Origin of the sequence: Janibacter sp. A1S7 (assembly GCF_037198315.1) — a bacterium.
Classification (GTDB): Bacteria; Actinomycetota; Actinomycetes; order Actinomycetales; family Dermatophilaceae; genus Janibacter; species Janibacter alittae.
Window position 1 is genome coordinate 150,698 of the sequence record NZ_CP144913.1, and the last position, 20,126, is coordinate 170,823.

General features: G+C 72.4%; 16 protein-coding genes. 11 read left to right on the forward strand and 5 right to left on the reverse strand.

The window, feature by feature from the left end:
* Nucleotide 1 precedes the first annotated feature (1 nt).
* Nucleotides 2-3,517 (reverse strand): DUF2126 domain-containing protein, encoded by a 3,516-nt coding sequence (locus V1351_RS00745; RefSeq protein WP_338749769.1) that lies wholly within the window; start codon nucleotides 3,515-3,517, stop codon nucleotides 2-4.
* Between the two features lie 69 nt (nucleotides 3,518-3,586).
* On the opposite strand from V1351_RS00745, the gene V1351_RS00750 reads away from it, so the two are divergent.
* Nucleotides 3,587-4,759, forward strand: coding sequence for an MFS transporter (locus V1351_RS00750; RefSeq protein ID WP_338749771.1), 1,173 nt, complete (start codon nucleotides 3,587-3,589; stop codon nucleotides 4,757-4,759).
* Nucleotides 4,760-4,849: 90 nt separating this feature from the next.
* Here V1351_RS00750 and V1351_RS00755 read toward each other — a convergent pair whose 3' ends face one another.
* The gene (locus tag V1351_RS00755) at nucleotides 4,850-5,512 is read right to left on the reverse strand and encodes a VOC family protein (RefSeq protein ID WP_338749773.1); all 663 of its coding nucleotides are present in this window, start codon (nucleotides 5,510-5,512) and stop codon (nucleotides 4,850-4,852) included.
* A gap of 61 nt (nucleotides 5,513-5,573) precedes the next feature.
* Here V1351_RS00755 and V1351_RS00760 point away from each other — a divergent pair, with 61 nt between their 5' ends.
* Nucleotides 5,574-7,034, forward strand: coding sequence for an HAD-IB family hydrolase (locus V1351_RS00760; RefSeq protein ID WP_338749775.1), 1,461 nt, complete (start codon nucleotides 5,574-5,576; stop codon nucleotides 7,032-7,034).
* A 64-nt stretch (nucleotides 7,035-7,098) separates the two neighbouring features.
* Here the strand turns inward: V1351_RS00760 and V1351_RS00765 are convergent, their stop codons facing one another.
* The gene (locus V1351_RS00765; RefSeq protein ID WP_338749777.1) at nucleotides 7,099-7,740 is read right to left on the reverse strand and encodes an Ltp family lipoprotein; all 642 of its coding nucleotides are present in this window, start codon (nucleotides 7,738-7,740) and stop codon (nucleotides 7,099-7,101) included.
* A gap of 140 nt (nucleotides 7,741-7,880) precedes the next feature.
* On the opposite strand from V1351_RS00765, the gene V1351_RS00770 reads away from it, so the two are divergent.
* From V1351_RS00770 to V1351_RS00785, 4 genes are read left to right on the forward strand one after another with little or no spacing between them, the layout of a single operon-like run.
* Nucleotides 7,881-9,140: a sensor histidine kinase gene (locus V1351_RS00770; protein ID WP_338749779.1), complete on the forward strand. Its 1,260-nt coding sequence runs from the start codon at nucleotides 7,881-7,883 to the stop codon at nucleotides 9,138-9,140.
* Complete coding sequence (locus V1351_RS00775; RefSeq protein ID WP_338749781.1) at nucleotides 9,137-9,802, forward strand: response regulator transcription factor; 666 nt, start codon at nucleotides 9,137-9,139, stop codon at nucleotides 9,800-9,802. The genes V1351_RS00770 and V1351_RS00775 overlap by 4 nt, the downstream gene beginning before the upstream one ends.
* Nucleotides 9,803-9,827: 25 nt before the next feature.
* On the forward strand, nucleotides 9,828-10,643 hold the full coding sequence (gene nagB, locus V1351_RS00780) for a glucosamine-6-phosphate deaminase (protein WP_338749783.1): 816 nt from the start codon (nucleotides 9,828-9,830) through the stop codon (nucleotides 10,641-10,643).
* The gene (locus tag V1351_RS00785) at nucleotides 10,640-11,158 is read left to right on the forward strand and encodes a gluconokinase (protein WP_338749785.1); all 519 of its coding nucleotides are present in this window, start codon (nucleotides 10,640-10,642) and stop codon (nucleotides 11,156-11,158) included. Before nagB ends, V1351_RS00785 begins: the two co-directional genes overlap by 4 nt.
* 112 nt (nucleotides 11,159-11,270) lie before the next feature.
* Here V1351_RS00785 and V1351_RS00790 read toward each other — a convergent pair whose 3' ends face one another.
* A complete protein-coding gene (locus tag V1351_RS00790) occupies nucleotides 11,271-12,401 on the reverse strand; it encodes a diacylglycerol/lipid kinase family protein (protein ID WP_338749787.1) in 1,131 nt (376 codons plus the stop codon).
* Between the two features lie 96 nt (nucleotides 12,402-12,497).
* Between V1351_RS00790 and serS the strand changes: the two genes are divergently transcribed.
* The gene (gene serS / locus V1351_RS00795; RefSeq protein ID WP_338749789.1) at nucleotides 12,498-13,829 is read left to right on the forward strand and encodes a serine--tRNA ligase; all 1,332 of its coding nucleotides are present in this window, start codon (nucleotides 12,498-12,500) and stop codon (nucleotides 13,827-13,829) included.
* A 139-nt stretch (nucleotides 13,830-13,968) separates the two neighbouring features.
* Nucleotides 13,969-16,686 carry a helix-turn-helix transcriptional regulator gene (locus tag V1351_RS00800; protein ID WP_338749791.1) on the forward strand — a complete coding sequence of 906 codons (2,718 nt, stop codon included), beginning with the start codon at nucleotides 13,969-13,971 and terminating at the stop codon, nucleotides 16,684-16,686.
* Nucleotides 16,687-16,739: 53 nt separating this feature from the next.
* On the opposite strand, the gene V1351_RS00805 is transcribed toward V1351_RS00800, so the two are convergent.
* Nucleotides 16,740-17,387: a DedA family protein gene (locus tag V1351_RS00805; RefSeq protein WP_338749793.1), complete on the reverse strand. Its 648-nt coding sequence runs from the start codon at nucleotides 17,385-17,387 to the stop codon at nucleotides 16,740-16,742.
* 93 nt (nucleotides 17,388-17,480) lie between these two features.
* Between V1351_RS00805 and V1351_RS00810 the strand changes: the two genes are divergently transcribed.
* Genes V1351_RS00810 through V1351_RS00820 form a run of 3 tightly spaced genes read left to right on the forward strand, consistent with a single transcriptional unit; the run spans nucleotide 17,481 to nucleotide 19,999 of the window.
* Nucleotides 17,481-18,104, forward strand: a complete 624-nt coding sequence (locus tag V1351_RS00810) for a TrmH family RNA methyltransferase (RefSeq protein WP_338752422.1) — start codon at nucleotides 17,481-17,483, stop codon at nucleotides 18,102-18,104.
* A 40-nt stretch (nucleotides 18,105-18,144) separates the two neighbouring features.
* Nucleotides 18,145-18,765, forward strand: coding sequence for a LysE family translocator (locus tag V1351_RS00815; protein WP_338749795.1), 621 nt, complete (start codon nucleotides 18,145-18,147; stop codon nucleotides 18,763-18,765).
* A gap of 34 nt (nucleotides 18,766-18,799) precedes the next feature.
* Entirely contained in the window at nucleotides 18,800-19,999 is a 1,200-nt protein-coding gene (locus tag V1351_RS00820) for a pyridoxal phosphate-dependent aminotransferase (RefSeq protein WP_338749797.1), read from the forward strand.
* Nucleotides 20,000-20,126: the final 127 nt, after the last annotated feature.

Genomic DNA, 20,126 nt, shown 5'->3' on the forward strand with positions numbered 1-20,126 from the left:
CTCAGTCGCCGGCGGGCGCCCGGTCGGTTCCCGGGAAGCGCCGCAGGTCGAGCGTCACCGGGAAGTCGGTCACGGCAGGGCCGAGGCTCGACAGCGGGTCGGGCAGCGCATCGACGTCGATCGGCCCCGGGGTGTGTCCGCCGACGACGAATCGTGCCGCCCGCCGGGACTCGGCCGCCGCCGCGTTGACCGGGAAGGAGTCGTAGCTGATGCCACCGGGGTGGGTCACGTGGTGGGTGAACCCACCGAGCGAGCGTCCCGCCCACCGGTCGACGAGGTCGAAGACGAGCGGCCCGTGCACCCCGATCGTCGGGTGCAGCGCCGACGGCGGTGCCCAGGCGCGGAAGCGGACGCCACCGACGAAGGCGCCGGTCGCCCCCTTCGCCCCGACCGGGCCACCCCATCCCTGCTCAGCCACGGGGACCATCGGGACCGGGACGCCGTTGCACGTGACCACGTGTCGCCCCTCGACGAGACCGACGGCGCGCACCTGGACCTTCTCCACCGAGGAGTCGACGTAGCGGGCGGTACCGGACTGGCTGACCTCCTCGCCCAGGACGTGCCACGGCTCGATCGCGCTGCGCAGCTCCAGCTCGACCCCGCCGACCACGGTGTCCCCGAGCCGGGGGAAGCGGAACTCGAGGAAGGGGTCGAACCAGGCCGGGTCGAGCCGGTCCACGCCCCGCGAGGTCAGGTAGCGGTTGACGTCGTCGAGCACGTCGCGCAGGTCGGCGGCGACGAAGGCCGGCAGCAGGTACCGGTCGTGCAGGCGAGTGCCCCAGTGCACGAGCGGGGCGGCGTAGGGCTCCTCCCAGAACTTCGCGACGAGCGAGCGCACGAGCAGCGCCTGCAGCAGCGCCATCCGTGGGTGCGGCGGCATCTCGAAGCCACGCATCTCGAGCAGGCCGAGGCGTCCGCGCTCGGTGCCGGGCGCGAAGAGCTTGTCGATGCAGAACTCCGCGCGGTGGGTGTTGCCGGTGATGTCGGTCAGCAGGTGCCGCAGCAGCCGGTCGACGAGCCACGGCCGGGTGTGCTGCTTGACGTAGGAGTCCTCGGTCAGCGGCTCGGTGACGTCCAGCTCGTCGTGCTCCATCGCCAGGACGTGGTCCATCTGCGCGAAGGCGATCTCGAGCTCGTAGAGTGCGTCCGCCCGTCCCTCGTCCACGCGAGGAGCCTGCGAGGTCGGCCCGATGAAGCGCCCGGAGAAGAGGTAGCTCAACGACGGGTGGTGCTGCCAGTACGTCACGAGCGAGCGCAGCAGGTCGGGGCGACGCAGCAGCGGGCTGTCGGCGGGAGTGGCGCCGCCGAGGGTGAGGTGGTTGCCGCCACCGGTGCCGGTGTGCGAGCCGTCGAGGTCGAACTTCTCGGTGGCGAGGTGGATCTGGCGGGCGTGCTCGTGCACGGTCTCGGTCTGCTCGACGAGCTCGGACCACGAGGAGGTCGGGGAGACGTTGACCTCGATGACGCCCGGGTCGGGGGTGATCGACATGGTGCGCAGCCGCTCGTCACCGGGCGGCGGGTAGCCCTCGAGGACGACCGGCTGTCCGACCTCACCGGCGGCCGCCTCGATGACGGCGATCAGCTCGACGGCGTCCTCGAGGTCCTCCAGCGGCGGCAGGAAGACGAAGAGGTGACCGTCGCGGTGCTCCACCGCGAGGGCGGTCCGGGGAGCCTCGTCGATCGGGATCACCCGTGCCGGACCCCGCGCCTGCGTGGGCTCGTGCGACGGAGTGCCGGGGGCAGAGGCAGCGGGGAGCGCTCCGCGCGGGGCGAAGGGGGATCGTTCCGGCGTGACCGGGCCCTCGCCCCACGCGATGGAGCCGAGGGGCAGACGCAGCCCCGCGGGTGAGTCCCCCGGGACGAGGGCGAGGAAGCCGCGGCGGGTGCGCCAGGTCGTCGTCCCCCAGCCCCGGCCGTCGGGTGCGGGGAAGACCGGCAGCACCCAGGCTGCCGGAGTGTCAGGGTCCACGTCGGCATCGACCTGGGCGACCCGCGCGGCCCGCGACTGCGCGTCGGCCGCCCCGGGGTCGTCCGGGGCGAGGTCGCCGGGAGCCGGTTCCGACCCGGTCGGGCGGCGAGCCTCCCGGACGAGTCGCTGCAGCGGGTCCTCGACGGCCGCAGCGAGGTGCTCGACGTCGATACCGAGCCGTCGGGCGATCGCGACGGCGAGGTCGCGGGCGGCGCCGGCGGCATCGGGAGAACCGGACTCGAGCCGGGCCTCGCCCCACGGGTCATCGAGCAGGTCGCGGTCACGCCACAGCGGCCGGCCGTCGGTGCGGTCGGCCAGCATGATCGCCCACCGGGGCAGCGGCTCGCCCGGGTACCACTTGCCCTGGCCGTGGTGCCGCAGCGTGCCGGTCCCCGACAGCCGCCGGGCGAGCGCCATCGCGAGCGTCCGCTTCTGTTCGCCGTCGGCGGCGGTGTGCCACTGCGGGTGCGTCGTCCCACCGGCCGCGACGAAGGTCGGCTCGCCGCCCATGGTCAGGCGCACGTCCCCCTTCGCCAGCAGGTCGTCGACCGCCGCACCGATCTCGGTGATGCGGGACCACTGCGCCTCGTCGACCGGTCTGGTCACGCGCGGGTCCTCGGCGAGCCGGGTGATCGTGTTGGCGAAGTCGAAGTCGACCGAGACCGGGCCGGTGGCGCCGCTGATCGGGGCGGCCGAGGAGGGGTGCGGGGTGCACGAGAGCGGGATGTGCCCCTCGCCGCAGAGCAGCCCGGACGTCGCGTCGAGCCCGACCCAGCCCGCACCGGGGATGTAGACCTCGGCCCACGCGTGCAGGTCGGTGAAGTCCTCTGCGGGCCCGTCGGGGCCGTCGACCGCGGACTGGTCGGTGCTCAGCTGCACGAGGTACCCGGAGACGAAGCGCGCAGCCAGACCGAGGTGCCGCAGTGCCGCGACGAGCAGCCACGCGCTGTCGCGGCACGAGCCGATGCCCCGCTGGAGGGTGTGCGCGGGCGTCTGCACCCCCGCCTCGAGGCGGACCGTGTAGTCGACGCTCTCGCGGATGGCGCGGTTGAGGCCGACGACGAAGCTGACGATCGGCGTCCCGGCACCGACGGCCGCCTCCCGCGGCGCGGTCAGCAGCGACGGCAGCCGATCCTCGAGCCACGCGACGACGTCGGCAGAGGTGCCTCCGCCCCCTTCGCCGCCCACGGGGTGGAGGTAGGGGGACAGGTCGTCGCGCAGCTGCGCCGGGTAGGCGAAGGGGAAGGTGGCCGCCCAGTCCTCGACGAAGAAGTCGAAGGGGTTGATCACGGTCATGTCCGCGAGCAGGTCGACGGTGATCTCGAGGTGGTCGACCTTGTCGGGGAAGACGACGCGCGCCAACCAGTTGCCGAAGGGGTCCTGCTGCCAGTTGACGAAGTGGTTGCCCGGTTCGATCCGCAGCGAGTAGCTCGGGACCGGCGTACGGGAGTGCGGTGCCGGTCGCAGCCGGATCGTGTGCGGGTAGACCTGCACGGGCTGGCTGAAGCGATAGCTCGTGCGGTGCTCGAGGGCCACGCGGATGGTCACTCCACCACTGTAGGCGCGGGCGAGGTGCCGGATGCCGGGACGAGAGGCCGCGTCCGCGACAATGCGGACATGACATCCGCCTCCACCACGCCCGTCTGGCGTCTGCCCGGCATGCCGGTGCTGCTGGCGGCGACGGCGGCGGGGTTCAGCGGCTTCTCGGCACTCATGCCGGTCGCGCCGCTGTGGGCGGCACACGGTGGCGCCGACTCCGCGGGTGTCGGGGCCGTCAACGGCGTCCTCATGCTCTTCACGGTGCTCACCCAGCCCTTCGTCCCGGTGGCGGTGCGTCGGTTCGGGTGGGGGCCGGTCATGGCCGCGGGGCAGCTGCTGCTGGGCCTGCCGGCGCTGGCGCACCTGGTCTCCGACGACCTGACGTGGGTCCTCGTCCTCGCCGCAGTGCGCGGGCTCGGCTTCGGGATCCTCACCGTCACCGGCAGCGCTGCCGTGGCCAACCTCTTCGACCCCCGTCGGCGTGGGCAGGCGGTCGGCATCTTCGGGTTGGCCATCGCGGTGCCGCAGGTGGTCTTCATGCCGCTCGGCCCGTGGGTGGCGCAGGAACTGGGCTTCTGGCTGGTCTTCGCCGCCGGCGCCCTGCCGCTCATCGGCGCCGTCCCGGCCTGGTTGGCAGGCCGGGCGCTCGTCGTCGAGCCCGACGACTCGCCCGTGACGCACTCGCGGGTGCAGGTCTACCGATCCCTCGTGCGCGCGATGCTGCTGCTGCTCGGGGTGACCCTCGCCGGCGGTGCCCTGATCACCTTCTCCAGCGAGCTCGCGGGCGCCGCTTGGCTGGCCACGATGGCGCTGCTCGTCCTCACCGGCGCCGCCGCCCTGACCCGGTGGAAGATGGGCGCGCTCGCCGACATCTACGGCACCCGACCCTTCCTGTGGCCGCTCGTGCTCATCACGACCATCGGCCTCGTGCTCGTCGCGGTGTCACTGACCCAGGACGGCGCGCTCGCCGCCGTCCTGCTGCTCCTCGGCGTCCTGTGCGTCGGCATCTCCTACGGGGCGCTGCAGAACCTCACCCTGCTGCTCGCCTTCGCCTCCGTCTCACGGCGGGACTACGGCACGGCCAGCGCGGTGTGGAACATCGGCTTCGACGCCGGCACCGGGCTCGGCTCGGTCCTCGTCGGGGCGATCGCCGCAGGCGCCTCCTTCACCCAGGCGCTGCTCGTCGCGGCGGTGCTGTCGTTGGCGACGCTGCCGCTGGCCCTGGTGCGGGGGCGCCCCGCCGGGAGATGACGAAGGGGGGAGCACCCCTTCGTCATCGCACCTGCCCCAGCAGGTGCGCAAGGAGTACTGCACAAGCCTAGGCAGTTGCGAGCGGGCGGGTCAGCTGTGCGGTTGCGAGGTGCACACGCAGGCCCGGTTGCCGTCGGCGTCGGCCAGCGCCCACCAGGCCGGGGCGAACTCGTCGGTGACGAGCACTCCGCCGGCGGCGAGTACCGCGTCCACCCGCTCCTGCGCGAGGTCGTGCGGGACGTGGACGTCGAGATGCGTGCGGCCGCGCTCACCGGGGTCATCGCTCACCTGGAACCAGATCTCGGGCAACTGGCCGTCGGGGCTCGGCAGGGAGGTGCTGTCGTGGGGCGCCGGGGTGTGCCCGGTCAGGGTGGCCCAGAAGTCACGAATCGCATCCGGGTCGGCGGTGTTGATGCCGACGGTCATCGAGGTGACGACCTCCGGGGCGTGCGTGGCCTCGCGCTCCTCGGCGATGCGGGAGATCACGCCCGCCAGCTCGATGTCCCGCGAGGTGATGCCCCCCACGTCGTGGCTGACCATCGCCAGACCGACCCAGCCGTAGCGCAGGTCGATGTCCGGGTGGTGGTTGGCCTCGTCGGCGGCGGAGGCGATCTCCTCGACGAGGCGCAGGGACTCCGCAAAACCGCCGGTGGTCAGGCGCGTGCGGAGCATCCCGCCCACGTCGCGCCACCCGACGGGGGCCTGGTCGTGGACCTGCTGGCTGGTCAGGATCTGCTTGGCGTCGTTGCTCATGTGATCCACGGTATGTCCATCGCGGTTCACCCGGCAGTCTTCCGCTCGGTAATCTCGCTGCATGACTGGCGCCGCGTTCTTCGACCTCGACCGCACCCTCCTGCCGAAGGCCTCGGGTCCGGCCCTGTCCGCGGCCATGCGGGAGACCGGTGTCGTGTCCGCGCGGGTGCCCGGGGAGTCGCTGCTCTTCGGCTACTTCAACCTGCTGGGTGAGTCGCTGGGCTCGATCGCGCTCGCCCGCCAGGCGGTGCTCGTGGCCAGGGGCCGGCCGGCCGATGCCTTCGACGAGGCCGCCGAGCTGGCCGCCGACGTGCTCGAGCCGATGGTCGGGCCGTTCGCCCGGATGCTCATCGACGAGCACCACGAGGCCGGCCGCCCGGTCGTGCTCGCGACGACGACGCCGGAGCACCTGATCCTGCCCTTCGCCGAACGGCTCGGCATCGACTACGTCATCGCCACCCGCTACGAGGTGGACGACGCGGGCCACTTCACCGGCCGCAACGACGGCCACTTCGTGTGGTCGCTGGGCAAGGTCGCCGCGGTGCAGGAGTGGGCGGACGAGGAGGGCATCGACCTCGAGGAGTCCTTCGCCTACTCGGACTCGATCTACGACGCCCCGTTGCTGAAGGCCGTCGGCCACCCCGGCGCAGTCAACCCCGACCCGCGTCTGCAGGCCGTGGCGACGGTGGCCCGGTGGCCGGTGCTGCACTTCGACGCCTCACCCGGTGTCTTCAAGGTGCCGGTCTGGGGCGTGGAGCTGCAGCGGCTGATCACGATGCTCGCGCGGCCGGAGGTCTTCCCGTACGCGAAGTTCACCGTCCGGGGCGCAGAGAACGTGCCCGGCGACGGACCGGCGATCATCGTGGGCAACCACCGCTCGTACTTCGACGTCGCCGCGATGCTCGTCGCGATGGGTCGCACCGGCCGTACGGCACGCTTCCTGGGCAAGAAGGAGCTCTTCGACGTCCCGGGGCTCGGCAGCGTCTTCCGCGCCGGAGGCGGGATCAGCGTCGATCGGCGCCAGGAGGACCCGGACGGCCCCGATGCCTTCGCCGCGGCCGTGCGCTCCCTCGCGGGCGGCGAGATGGTCGCGATGATGCCCGAGGGCACGATCCCGCGCGGCATCCACTTCTTCGAACCGGGCATGGCCGGCTTCCCCGGCGCGGCACGTCTGGCCCACCTGAGCAGGGTGCCGGTCATCCCCTTCGCCATCACCGGGACCGAGAAGGTCTGGCCGCGCTCCTCGCGGGTGCCGCGCGTGCTGAACCTGCTCGACCGGCCCGAGGTGACGGTGACCTTCGGCGAGCCGGTGGACCTGAAGTACCGATCCGTCCCACGTGACATGGAGCGGATCTTCGACGCGATCACCGGCATGCTCCCGGACGAGGTCGCCAACCCGTCCCGGCCCACGTTGGCCGAGCTGGCACTGACCTACCCGGACGGCAGGGTCCCCGACGAGGACCGGTGGTTCGCCGTTGATGCAGACGAGGACCATGAGCACGTGGACACTAGCGAGGTTTGACCCCCCGCAGCAGCACGAAGGGGGTGGCCACGGCCACCCCCTTCGCTCCTCCCCCCGGAGGTCTCTACAGGCCGACCTGATCGGCCGCGTGCTCAGCCTGCTCCTGCGTGTATCCGTCACCGGCGTCCGAGGTCAGCTGGTCGATCAGCCCGGAGCGGGAGAAGGCCATCAGGTCCAGGTAGCTCTCCGCGGCCTTGACGGCCTGCTCGTCCCAGTCGACGTCCGACTCGATGTGCTCCACGGCGAACCGGGCCACGTCCCGGGGGTAGCCGTCGCCGGCGGGGGAGGAGAGCTGGTCGATCAGACCCTGCTTCGAGAAGGGCATGAACTCCAGGTAGTCCTCCGCCGCGCGGATCGCGTTCTGCTGCTCGGTGCTCAGCTCCGGCTCCTCCGGGGCAGCGTCCTTCGACTCTTCGGCTGTCTCCTGCGTCTCGGGGGCAGCCTCCTTCGACTCTTCGGCCGTCGTCTCGTCGGTGGCGTCGTCGCTCTCCTGCGTCGCCTCGGACGTCTGCGAGGACTCGGTGCCCGCGCTGGTGGACGAATCGTCGCCACCCACACTGAGCACGCCTGCGCCACAGCAGATCAGGACGACCACGAGGACGATCCCCAGGACGACGGACAGGACCTTGTGCCGGGCGAACCAGCTCTGCCGGGCCTGCGGTACGGGCGGGTTGGTGGGCTGCCACTGCGGGGGCTGCTGGCTCATGGTCTGGCTCCTGTGTCGTCATTCGTTGTCACCCCGGATACAACCCCAGGGTGGGGGAGGGGCGCCTCGACCGAACGGTTCGATCCCGGTGACCGAAGGGAGGAGTCCGGTTGTCCCCGAGCGCCCCTACGATGCGGCTCATGGAGCTGATGGAGAGGGCGAAGGGGTGGGGCCGGGCCACGTGGTGGCGCTCGGTCCTGTGGACCTTCGCCTGCATCAGCAGCACGACCTTGGCTGTGGCCTCGGGAGAGGTCCGCTCAGAGCGGGTCGCCGGCCGGCCGCCCGACGACCTCAGCTCGGGTTGGTGGCTGTTGCTGTGGCTCCTGGGGATCGCCCTGATCGTGCTGCTGTGGTGGCGTCGCCGGTGGCCCTGGCAGATCGCCGGCGTCGCCTCGGTCGCGACGCTCGTGACCCCGCTCGACCCGCTCGTGGCCCTCGTCGCGCTGATGCACGTGTGGATCCGCTGCGGATGGCGGACGGTTGCGGCCAGCACCGTGCTCGTCACCGCGGCGACCTTCGCTGCCACCTGGCGCGACACGCGGGGTGTCTCGTCGGACGGATCCTTCTGGTGGACCTGGTTCTCCAGCGAGCAGGGCGAGACGATGGGTGCCTTCGAGTGGTGGGTGCCCGTCCTCATCACCGTCGTCGTCGTCACGCTCTTCGCCGGGGTCGGGGGGCTGCGCCGGGCCCTGTCGCAGAGCCAGGCGTCGGAGGAGGGCCATCGGGCGGTCGCCGCTGAGCTCTCCGACGAGGTCGCCCGCCAGGCGGAGCGTGAGCGCATCGCCCGCGAGGTCCACGACGTCATCGGACACCGCCTGTCACTGCTGTCCATCCACGCCGGCGCGCTCGAGGCGCAGACCCGCGACCGGGACGAGCGGCTGGCCGGGTCGGCCGCCCTCGTGCGCGAGTCCGCCGCCCAGACCTCCGCTGACCTGCGCTCGCTGTTGGAGGTGCTGCGTCGCCCCGACGACCCGGACCTGGCCGAGGCCGTCCCCGGACTCGACGCGGTCCCTGCGCTCGTCGACGAGACGGTCGCCCACGGCATGCACCTCGTGGCCACCGTGATGATCGACGCAGTCACGACGCTGGACCCGGCAGTCGGGCGGACCGCCTACCGCGTCGTCCAGGAGCTGCTGACCAATGCCCGTCGCCACGCGCCCGGGTCCGGCGTCAGACTCGTGGTGCAGGCCCGCCCCGACCTCGGCGTGACGATCGAGGCGGCCAACCACCGCCTCGATCCGGGTCCGCTGGTCAAGGGCAACGGCCTCACCGGCCTGGACGAACGGGTTGCCCGGGCAGGTGGCGAGGTGCACGTGCACGTGGACGATGACGGCGTGCTGCGCACGGCCGTGCGGCTGCCCTGGTTGCTCACCACCGCGACCGACGGGACCACACCATGACCGACACCCCCATCCGAGTGCTTCTCGTCGACGACGACCCGCTGCTGCGGTCCGGGCTGCGCTACATGCTCGAGGCGGCGCCGGACCTGCTCGTCGTCGCCGACATCGGCTCCGGGGAGGAGGCCGTGCCGGCGATACACGCCCACCGACCCGACGTCGTGCTCCTGGACTACCGGATGGGCGAGCTCGACGGCATCGGCACCACCCGGGAGATCCGGCGGCTCGATCCGTCCCCGAAGGTCGTCCTGCTGACCACCTTCGACATGGACGACCTGCCGATGAGGGCCGTGCAGGCCGGCGCCAACGGGTTCCTGCTCAAGACGGCCGGCCCGGACGAGATCATCCGAGCGGTCCGGGATGCCGCCGCCGGGCACGCCCCCTTCTCCCCGCAGTCGGCGCAGCACGTGGTCACCCGCGTGCGCGACGACCACACGGGTGGGCGTCGCGAGCAGGCAGCCCGACTGGTCGCCACGCTGACCGAGCGCGAGCGCGAGATCTGCGTCCGGCTCGCCGACGGGGCGACGACGGGGACGGCCGCCGACGAGCTGTACCTCTCGGAGTCGACGGTCAAGACGCATCTGCGCAGCGCCGAGACCAAGCTCGGTGTCGGTTCCCGCGCCCAGTTGGCGGTCATCATCGAGCGAGCCGGCCTGCTGAGCTGATCGGTGCAGCGCTAGGGTCCACCGGATGGAGATCACCGTCTCGCGCGACCCTGAGCAGATCGCGGCCCGCGGCGCCGACATCATCGCCCAGCACGTCGCGGACAAGCCGGCGACGGTGCTGGGCCTGGCGACGGGTTCCAGCCCCCTTCGCATCTACCGGGAGCTGGGAGAGAGGGTCGCAGCCGGCCGGCTCAGCCTGCGTGAGTGCCACGCCTTCCTCCTGGACGAGTACCTCGATCTCCCGTCCGGCCACCCCGAGGCCTATCGCGCGGTCATCGAGCGCGACTTCGTCCGACTGGTCGACATCGACCCGGCGCACGTCCACGGTCCCGACTGCACCACCGCCGACCCGGTTGCAGGGTGCGCGGCGTACGAGGAGCTGATCGCCGCCCGCGGAGGTGTCGATGTGCAGTTGCTCGGCGTCGGCGGCAACGGGCACATCGCCTTCAACGAGCCGGGGTCCCCTTTCGCCTCCCGCACCCGGGAGATGATGCTGACCGAGCAGACCCGCCTGGACAACGCGCGGTTCTTCGGCGACGACGTCGACGCGGTGCCGCAACGCTGCCTGACCCAGGGCGTGGGCACGATCCTCGAGGCCCGCCACCTCCTGCTCATCGCCACCGGCGAGCACAAAGCACAGGCGGTGCGCGCGCTCGTCGAGGGACCTGTCAGCGACGCGTGCCCGGTGACCGCACTGCAGCAGCACCCACACGTCACCGTCCTGCTCGATGACGCGGCAGCCTCACTGCTGCAGCCGCAGGAGCACGACCTCCCCGGAGACCTTCGTCGGTACCATCGGCATCGTGCGTGCCCTCCTGCTCAGTCCGGCGTTCTGAGATGACCCTTCACGTCGTCGTCATGGGCGTCTCCGGCAGCGGCAAGTCGACCGTCGCCGAAGGGATCGCCCAGCGGCTGGGTTGGACCTTCGCCGAGGCCGACCAGTTCCACCCGCAGTCCAACATCGACAAGATGACGGCCGGGATCCCGCTGGACGACGAGGACCGAGCGCCCTGGCTGCGCGGCTTGGCCACCTGGATGGCACGGCAGGCGGCGAAGGGGGAGGACACCGTCATCGCCTGCTCTGCCCTCAAGCGGTCCTACCGCACCATGCTCCAGCGCGACGTGGCCGCCCTCGACGGCCCGCACCGGGTGGTCTTCGTGCACGCCCACGGGCCCTTCGGAGTCATCGCCGATCGCATGGAGGGGCGTCGCGGGCACTTCATGCCCGAGTCCCTCCTGCAGTCGCAGTTCGACACGCTCGAGCCGCTCGGTGCGGACGAGGGCGGGTTCGAGCTGGACGTGCGCCACCCGCCGGACGAGCTGGTCACCGAGGCGGTCCGGCGCATCTGCTCCTGACCGCCCCGTGCCCGAAGAGGACTTCCGGAGCACTTCCGCCCGATCCCTCGGGGTGTCGGTCGCCGAGAGTCCCGTTCGGGCACGGAACCTGAGGCTGGTCCGCCCGGACCGCTCAGCCCGTGCCGGCAACCCGGACGATGACCGCCTGCCGGTCGACAGTCAGACGCATGCGGCTGGCCCCGCCGATGACATCGCCGTCGACCTGGACCGAGCGCGGCTCGTCGACGTCGACGGTGTAGGTCGTGCCCGAGGTACGGATCAGCTCCGCTGCGTCCCTGCGCGAACGGCCGATGACGCGCACGGCGACCGAGCCCCAGCCGATGATGGTCTTGGGAGCCACGACGACCGCGTCGAGACGACCGTCGTCGTACACCGCGTCGGGCAGGAGCTGCAGGCCGCCCTGCAGCGTGCCGCAGTTGCCGAAGAGGATCGTGCGGGCATGTACCTCCGGCTGCTTCCGGCCCTCGATGCTCCACCGGACGCGGAACCGCTTGACGAAGAGTTTGCGACCACCGGTGACGAAGTAGGCGCTCCAGCCGACCCGGCTCTTCAGCTCCTCGCTGGTGCCGCCCATGATCTCGGCGTCCAGGCCCATCCCCGCCATGACGAGGAAGGGGTGGCGCACCACCGGTGGACCCTCGACCGGGTCCTGCGCCTGGCCCTTGTCCGAGGTCGACGGCTCCTCGACCGGGTCCAGCTCGAGCCAGCCGACGTCGATCGGCTTGTTGCGCCCGCCGTAGGCGACCTTGAGCGCCTCCGTGACGTCGGTGCCGAAGGGGATGTCGAGGTTGCGGGCCAGCAGGTTGCCGGTGCCGCGGGGCAGCAGCCCCATCGGGGTCCGGGTACCCGCCAGGGCAACGGCCACGGCGCGGATCGTGCCGTCACCGCCGAGGGGGCAGACGACGTCGACGCCCTCCTCGATGGCCTGTCGGGCCTGCCCGGTGCCCGGGTCGTCGATCGTGGTCTCGATGAAGAGCGGCTCCATCCAGCCGAGGTCCCGGCTGGCGGCGGTCAGCTCCTGCCGGACGGCGGCGAGGTCGTCGAACTTCGTCGGGTTGATGATGATCCCCGCCCGCCGGGGTTCCCGCTTCTCCTCCTTGCGCCGGAACGTGCTGCGCTCCGGGCGCGCCGGTGCGCCGCGCCGGCGACGCACCCCCGGGCCCATGAGCACGAGGGCGACGGCGACGCCGATGAGGAGGAGACAGAGGGCCACGACGAGGGCCAGCAGGGTCCAATCAGACACGGCGGTGACGCTACCGCAGGCGTGCCTGCGGGGTCGGGAGGGCGAGGTGGCCACGGCGAACGCGGTCCCGGCGCCATCACGGATATCCTGCGAGGCGTGATCGACCTCAAGTTCCTGCGCGACCAGCCCGAGATCGTCCGAGCGAGCCAGCGTGCCCGCGGTGAGGACGCAGCCCTCGTCGACGCGGTGCTCGCCGCCGACGAGCGACGCCGCACGGCGATCGGGGCGTTCGAGTCCGCCCGCGCGGAGCAGAAGGCCGCGAGCAAGGAGCTGGGCCCCGTCATGGGTCGGTTGAACGCACTGCGCAAGAGCGACCCGGGCAGCGCCGACCTCCCCGCCCTCGAGACGGAGGCGACCGCGCTGCGCGAGAAGGGCGCGGCCATGTCGGCCCGCGTCAAGGAGCTCGAGGCAGCAGCCGAGGCGGCGAAGGGGGAGCTGGACACCTCCCTTCGCTCCATCGGCAACGTCATCCAGCCGGGCGTGCCCGCGGGGGGCGAGGACGACTTCGACCTCGTCGAGGAGGTCGGGACCGCTCGCGACTTCGCGGCGGAGGGTTTCGAGCCCAAGGACCACCTCGAGCTCGGCGAGCTGCTCGGCGCCATCGACATGGAGCGCGGGGCCAAGGTCAGCGGTAGCCGCTTCTACTACCTCAGGGGGATCGGCGCGCGCCTGGAGTGGGCGCTGATGGGCCTGGCCCAGCAGATCGCGGGCGAGGAGGGCTTCACGCCGCTCGTCGTGCCCAACCTCGTGCGCACGGAGACGATGGCCGGCGCCGGATTCCTCGACGCGCACGACGACGAGGTCTACCAGCTGCCCGCGGACGACCTCTATCTCACCGGAACATCCGAGGTGGCCCTCGCCGGGTTCCACGCCGACGAGATCCTCGACCTCACCGACGGCCCGCTGCGCTACACCGCGACGTCGACCTGCTACCGCCGCGAGGCCGGCAGCTACGGCAAGGACACCCGCGGCATCTTCCGCGTCCACCAGTTCCAGAAGACCGAGATGTTCGTCTTCTGCCGTCCCGAGGACGCGGTGGCCGAGCACGAGAACCTGCTGCGCATCGAGCGCCGGGTCCTCGACGCCCTCGAGCTGCCCTACCGCGTCATCGACGTCGCTGCCGGGGACCTCGGCGGGCCCGCGAGCCGCAAGTACGACTGCGAGGCATGGGTGCCGACCCAGGAGAAGTACCGCGAGCTGACCTCGACGAGCAACTGCACGACCTTCCAGGCGCGCCGGCTGGACATCCGCGAGCGCGACCCGCAGGGGTCGGGGACGCGGACGCTCGCCACGCTCAACGGCACCGCGATCACGAGCACCCGGCCGATCGTCGCCCTGCTGGAGAACCACCAGCAGGCCGACGGATCGGTGCGCGTGCCGGAGGCACTGCGTCCCTTCCTCGGCACGGACGTGATCTCGCCGCGCTGACCGCGTCTCCCGACGTCGTGCCCCCTCCGGGGTGCAGGGCGAAGGGGTCCGGGCCTCCCGCTTTCCTGGTGTCGGGTTACGTTTGGGACACGACATCGAGCAGGAGGGTGCATTGAACCTGGCATTGCGGCATCTTCCGGTGGGCCCCAATGACCCGGTCGGCCGTGCCCGCCTCGTCGCGTCGGTGACGGCTCGCGTCCTGGACGGCCAGGCGGTGGCCGTCCACGGCCCGCGAGGCATGGGACGCAGCACCTTCCTCGCGGCGGTCGCCGCCGGTGTCCAGCACGCCATCAGCGTGCGGCTGCAGCGTCGGGGCGTGCCCGGCCACGGCGTCTCGGTGATCGCCGCCGGGTTCCCGCAGGCGACCCTCGACGAGCTTCCCGACGGGATGCGCTCGCTCCTGCTCGACCCCCGGTCGCTGCCGGACCACGATCCCCAGGAACGCCTCGGGGATGCCCTCACCGAGCTGCTCACCGCCCAGGCAGCGGCCGCCCCCTTCGTCCTGGTCATCGACGACGCCCAGCACATCGACGGCGTGAGCCTCGCCGCGCTGCGGACGGCGGCCTCCCGCTCCCTCGGCCCCGGCGCCTTCGGGGTCCTCGCTGCCGTCGGCCCGGCTGAGATCGATCCCGCGACCGGCCACCCGCGCAGCATCGCCGCGCGTGAGCTGTCCCTGCTGCACGTGGATCTGCAGCCCTTCGCCGCGGCCGACACCGTCGAGCTGCTCGCTGCCGAGGGTGTCCCGACCGACACCGCACTGTGGGCGCACCGGGAGTCCGGGGGCAATCCCGGGCTGGCCCGCGACATCGCCGCAGCCGTCGACGGGCTCGCTCCCGACCGGGCCGCCCGCGAGCTGGGCAACCTCGCGCGCACCCGGGTGCACGCACTCACCGAGCCCGTGCGCGAGACCCTCCAGCGGGTCGCGGCCATGCACCAACCGACGACGGCGATCCTCCAGCGCATCGGTGGCGACACCGCCGTCGCGAGCATCCGCGCTGCTCGGGCGCTCGGCCTGGTCGTCACCGAGGACGAGTACCTACGGCTCACCCCCGAGGTCCTCGGCGACGTCCTCCTGGAGTCCGTCGACAGCGACGAGCTGATCGCCCTGCACCGCGAGCTCGCCGCGCACGCGGACAGCGAGGGCCTGACCCGCTACCACCTCGCCCTCGCCGGCGACACCGCGACGACTCCAGCCGACCTGGCCGCCGCCGCGACCGGCTGCGCGGCCAAGGGCGCGCACGACCTCGCCGCCCAGCTGTACCTGCTCGCTGCTGACGCCGGCACCCCGGAGCGCGACGAGTGGCTCACCCTCAGCCTCGAGAACGCGGTCATCGGCAAGGAGACGCGCGTGCTGCACCGGGCCACCCGGGCTGTCGCGGACCTGACGGAGCCCAGCCTCTCCGTGCGCGCCAAGCTCGCACTCGTCGAGCTCGGGGACCCGGCCCCGGACGAGGTCCTCGTGGCCGCCCTCTACGAGTCCCGTGACGACCCGACCCTGCAGGCGCGCGTCCTCCTCCAGCGGGCCCGCCTCCTCCTGGGCAGCCAGGACCTGAGGGCCGCCCTGGACGTCGCAGGTCGCGCGGTGGAGCTGGCCCGGCGTGCGGGTCGCCGCGACATCGAGGTCGACGCCCTGACGGTGGGGGCGGCAGCCGGCCGCACCCTGGGCGACCCGGACGCGCTCCGGCTCATCGAGCAGGCCGCAGCGCTCGCGGGTGACCCGAAGCCCGGTCAGGTGCACACCTCGGCGCGCTACATCGCGGCGCGCTTCTCGCTCCACGACGACGACCTGCGCCGCGCCCGGGCGGCCTTCGTCGACATGCTCACGGGTGTCGGCCCGGACGCCGGGCTCGACACGGTCCACGTCCTGCGCTCCCTCGTCGAGGTCGTCGCGCGGCAGGGGCGCGGTCGCGAGGCGCTCGAGCTCGCCGGCCGGGCCACGCGGGCGGCCACGCACTTCGACACCCCGATGTCGACCACCTGGTTCATCGAGGCGATCGCGGAGAGCGTCGGCGGCACCTTCGAACGGACCAGGATCGTCAGCGCCCGCGGCGTCGACCTCGCGCGCAGCGAGCACGACCAGCGCTACCTGCGGCGCCATCTGGGCTATCTCGGCCTCGCGCTGCTGCACCTCGACGACCCCGAGGGAGCCGTCGCCGCCTACCGGGAGCTGCGCCGCATCGACGCCGACGCCGGGATCAGGGACCTGACCTCGGTCCGGTGGCACACCGACGCCGTGATGGCCCTGGTGGCCACCGGCGCGACGGACGAGGCGGACGAGCTGCTCGCCGAGGTGCAGTCCGCCCTCGAGGACGGGCTGGGGGCGCCCGGGGTGGCCGTGGCCGCTGATCGGGCCGCTGCCGAGATCGCCGCGGCCCGTGGCGAGCTGGACACCGCACGCACCCTGGCCGCGCGCTCGGTCGCCGCCGCGCAGGAGCGCCGGCTGCCCATCGAGATGGCCCGCTCGCTCGTCACGCTCGCCCACATCGAGCGCCGCGCCCGCCGGGGTGGTCGCAGCCGTGAGGCCGCCGCCCGGGCCCGTGAGGTCCTGCGACCGGTGCACGCGGTGCCATGGACGGCGTGGGTCCAGGCCCGCTTCCCGGAGGGCGCCGCGCTGCACACCCTCGAACCGGAGGAACCGGACACCGCGGACCCGCACGCCACGCTGGCCACGCTCACGCCCACCGAGCAGCAGGTCGCCGGTCTGGTGGCCGAGGGCGCGAGCAACCGCGAGATCGCCCAGCGGTTGCACCTGAGCGTCAAGACCGTCGAGGGCAGCCTGACGCGGGTCTACCGCAAGACCGGGGTGCGTTCACGCACCCAGCTGGCCGCGCTCGTCCTGGGCCACGGCTCCCGCTGACCGCAACCCGCCCCCTTCGCAGGAGCCCAAGCAGTTGCAAGGGGGGAGGCGATTCAGTCCGTCTCGAGGTCGACGAAGTCGTCCGGGTCCCGCCGACGACGCATCGCACGGCGGGCCATCCAGGCGACGGTCGCCAGCACGGCGATGATGATCAGGACGTAGACGACCTTGCTGATCGGGTCCATGTACTGCTCGACGAGGTGGTACCGCCCCCCGAGCTGGTAGCCGATCCAGACGAAGAGCGAGTTCCACAGCAGCGACCCCGCCGTCGTGAAACCGATGAAGGTGCTCACCCGCATGCGGTCGATGCCCGCGGGGATGGAGATCAGGCTGCGGACCCCGGGGATGAAGCGCCCGAAGAAGACCGCCTTGGACCCGTGCCTGGTGAACCACGCGTCGGCCTTGTCCACGTCCGCGACGTCGACGAGCGGCATGGTCTTCGCGATCAGGCGCAGTCGGTCCAGGCCGAGGGCGGCGCCGATGCCGTAGAGCAGGACCGCGCCGAGGACCGAGCCGAGCGTCGCCCACAGGACGGCCTCGACCGGTGAGTACCGTCCCTGCGAGGCGGTGAAGCCGGCCAGCGGGAGGATCACCTCGCTGGGGATCGGCGGGAAGATGTTCTCCAGCAGGATCCCCAGCGCGATGCCGGGGCCCCCGATCCGCTCCATCAGGTCGAGGACCCACTCGACGATCGTGTTCATGAGGCCTTTCTGGGGCGGTGGCGTCTACGGTGGTGGCTCGTGGGCACCCCGGATGATCAGGACAAGGCTACGGGGGCCCCCTCACCGCCGCCTGTGCGCCACGGCGTCGGCCCGTGGTCGGGGCCGTGGCCGGACGACCCCCGGCTCGACCCGGACCTGCTGCGCGAGGGCGACCGGCGCAACGTCGAGGACCGGTACCGCTACTTCTCGCACGAGGCGATCACCGCCGACCTCGCCTCCCGACGCCATTCCTTCCACGTCGCGATCGAGAACTGGGAGCACGACTTCAACATCGGTTCCGTCGTGCGCACCGCCAACGCGATGGGCGCCGCGGCCTTCCACGTCGTCGGCAAGCGGCGGTGGAACCGCCGCGGCGCGATGGTCACCGACCGCTACCAGGTCGAGCACCACCACCGGTCCGTCCCGGACCTCGTGGACTGGGCGAGGACGGCGGGCGAAGGGGGGACCCCCCTTCGCCTCATCGGCATCGACAACGTCCCCGGCTCGCTGCCGATCGAGACCCACGACCTGCCGCGCGAGTGCGTCCTCGTCTTCGGGCAGGAGGGGCCCGGGATCTCCCCGGAGATGCTCGCGGCCTGCGACGACGTCCTCGAGATCAGCCAGTTCGGCTCCACCCGATCGATGAACGCCGGTGCCGCCGCCGCGATCGCGATGCACGCCTGGGTGCGGCGACACCACTTCGGGCAGGGCGTCTAGCGGTATTCCTCGGTCGGTGTCCGGCCCCTATCATCGGTGGGTGAGCCAGTACCTGACCTTCGTCGCCTTCGCGGCGGTCGTGGCCGTCGCGCCCGGGCCCGACACCCTGCTGACCCTGCGCAGCTCGGTCGTCGGCGGGCGGGTGCGCGGCACGTGGACGGCGCTGGGCATCTGTGCCGCCGGTGTCGGGCAGGGTGTGCTCGCTGCTGCCGGTCTGAGCGCGGTCGTCGTGCACGTCGAGCCCCTCTTCCAGGTGATCCGGTGGGTCGGGGTGGCCTACCTGGTCTACCTCGGGGTGACGGCCATCCGCTCGTCGCTGGCCCGTGACGGCGCGTGGGCCGTGGGCGAGTTGAGCGGGCCCGTGCAACGCCCGTGGCGCGCCTTGGCGGCCGGGTTCCTGTGCAACATCACCAACCCCAAGGTGCTGCTGTTCAACCTTGCCGTCCTGCCCCAGTTCCTGTCCGCCGGGGCGGGGACGGTCACCTTCATCGCCTACGCGCTGACCCTCACCGCGCTCGGCGCAGTCGTGCTGCTGGCCATCGTCCTGGCCGCCGGGGCCGCCCGGGGAGCCCTGCAGCGGGCCCGAGTGCGACGCGGTGTCGACGGCGGGACCGGTGCGGTGATGCTCGGCTTCGCCGGCGCGCTCGCGGCGGGGCACTGACCGATCAGCTGAGCCGGACTGCCACGATCGAGCCATGAGCCCTGCACCATCCCATCGTTCCGAGGTCGCCCCCTTCGAGGTCATGGATGTCCTCGCCCGCGTGGCGGCCATGCGCGCCGAGGGGCGTGACGTCATCTCGTTGTGCGCGGGTGAACCGAGCCAAGGCGCTCCGGCCGCCGTGCACGCCGCCGCGGCCCGGGTCCACACCGAGCGCCGGGCGCTCGGCTACACGCCCGCGTTGGGGACCGCCGCCCTTCGCTCGGCCATCGCCGGGCACTACGCCGGCTGGTACGGCCTCGACCTCGACCCGACCGAGGTCGCGGTGACGACCGGCTCCTCCGGCGGGTTCGTGCTCGCCTTCCTCGCCGCCTTCGACCACGGGGACCGTGTCGCGCTGGCCCGCCCCGGCTACCCCGCCTACCGCAACATCCTCGCCGCCCTGGGCTGCGAGGTCGTCGACCTGCCGACCGGGCCGGTCGAGCGATACCAGCCGACCGTCGCCCAGCTCGAGGCCGCCCACGCCGAGGCGCCCCTGGCCGGGCTCATCCTCGCCTCCCCGGCCAACCCCACCGGCACGATGGTCGACCGTGGCGAGCTCACGGCGATCGCCGCCTGGTGCAGCGCGCACGGCGTTCGCCTCGTCAGTGACGAGATCTACCACGGGGTCACCTACGCCGATCCTGACAGCCCGGACGCGGACGGGGTCTGCGCCCGTGAGGTCGACGAGCACGCCATCGTCGTCTCCTCCTTCAGCAAGTACTGGGGGATGACCGGGTGGCGCCTGGGCTGGTTGCTCGTGCCGCAGGACCTGCGCGCGGCGGTCGGTGCGCTCGCCGGCAACATCGCGCTGTGCCCGCCGGCCGCGGCGCAGGAGGCGGCGGTCGAGGCCTTCGCCGACGAGACCTACGCGGAGTGCGAGGCGGCCCTCGTCGACTTCGCGAAGGCGCGTGAGGTGCTGCTGGCCCGGGCGCCCGAGCTGGGCTGGGGCGACGCGGCACCCGCCGACGGTGCGTTCTACTACTGGGCGGATCTGGGGGAGCAGCTCGCGGGCTTCGCCGATGCCCGTGAGTACGCAGCCGCGCTCCTGGAGGCGACGGGGGTAGCGGTCACTCCGGGCGCCGACTTCGACCCGGTCGACGGCCCGCGCTGCGTGCGTCTGTCGCTCGCAGCCGGGCCCGAGGCGATCGGTGAAGCCCTGGAGCGGATCATCGACTGGCAGGACGCGCGGGGCTGAGCCGGCCGCCGCAACCGGTCGCGAAGCCAGCGCACGGTCGGGCGCACCGGCTCGGGCCGCATGGCGTCCCGGCCGACGGTGGCCCTCCCGGTCGAGGCCGGGTGGTCCGGCCACGGCCGCCGCTGCG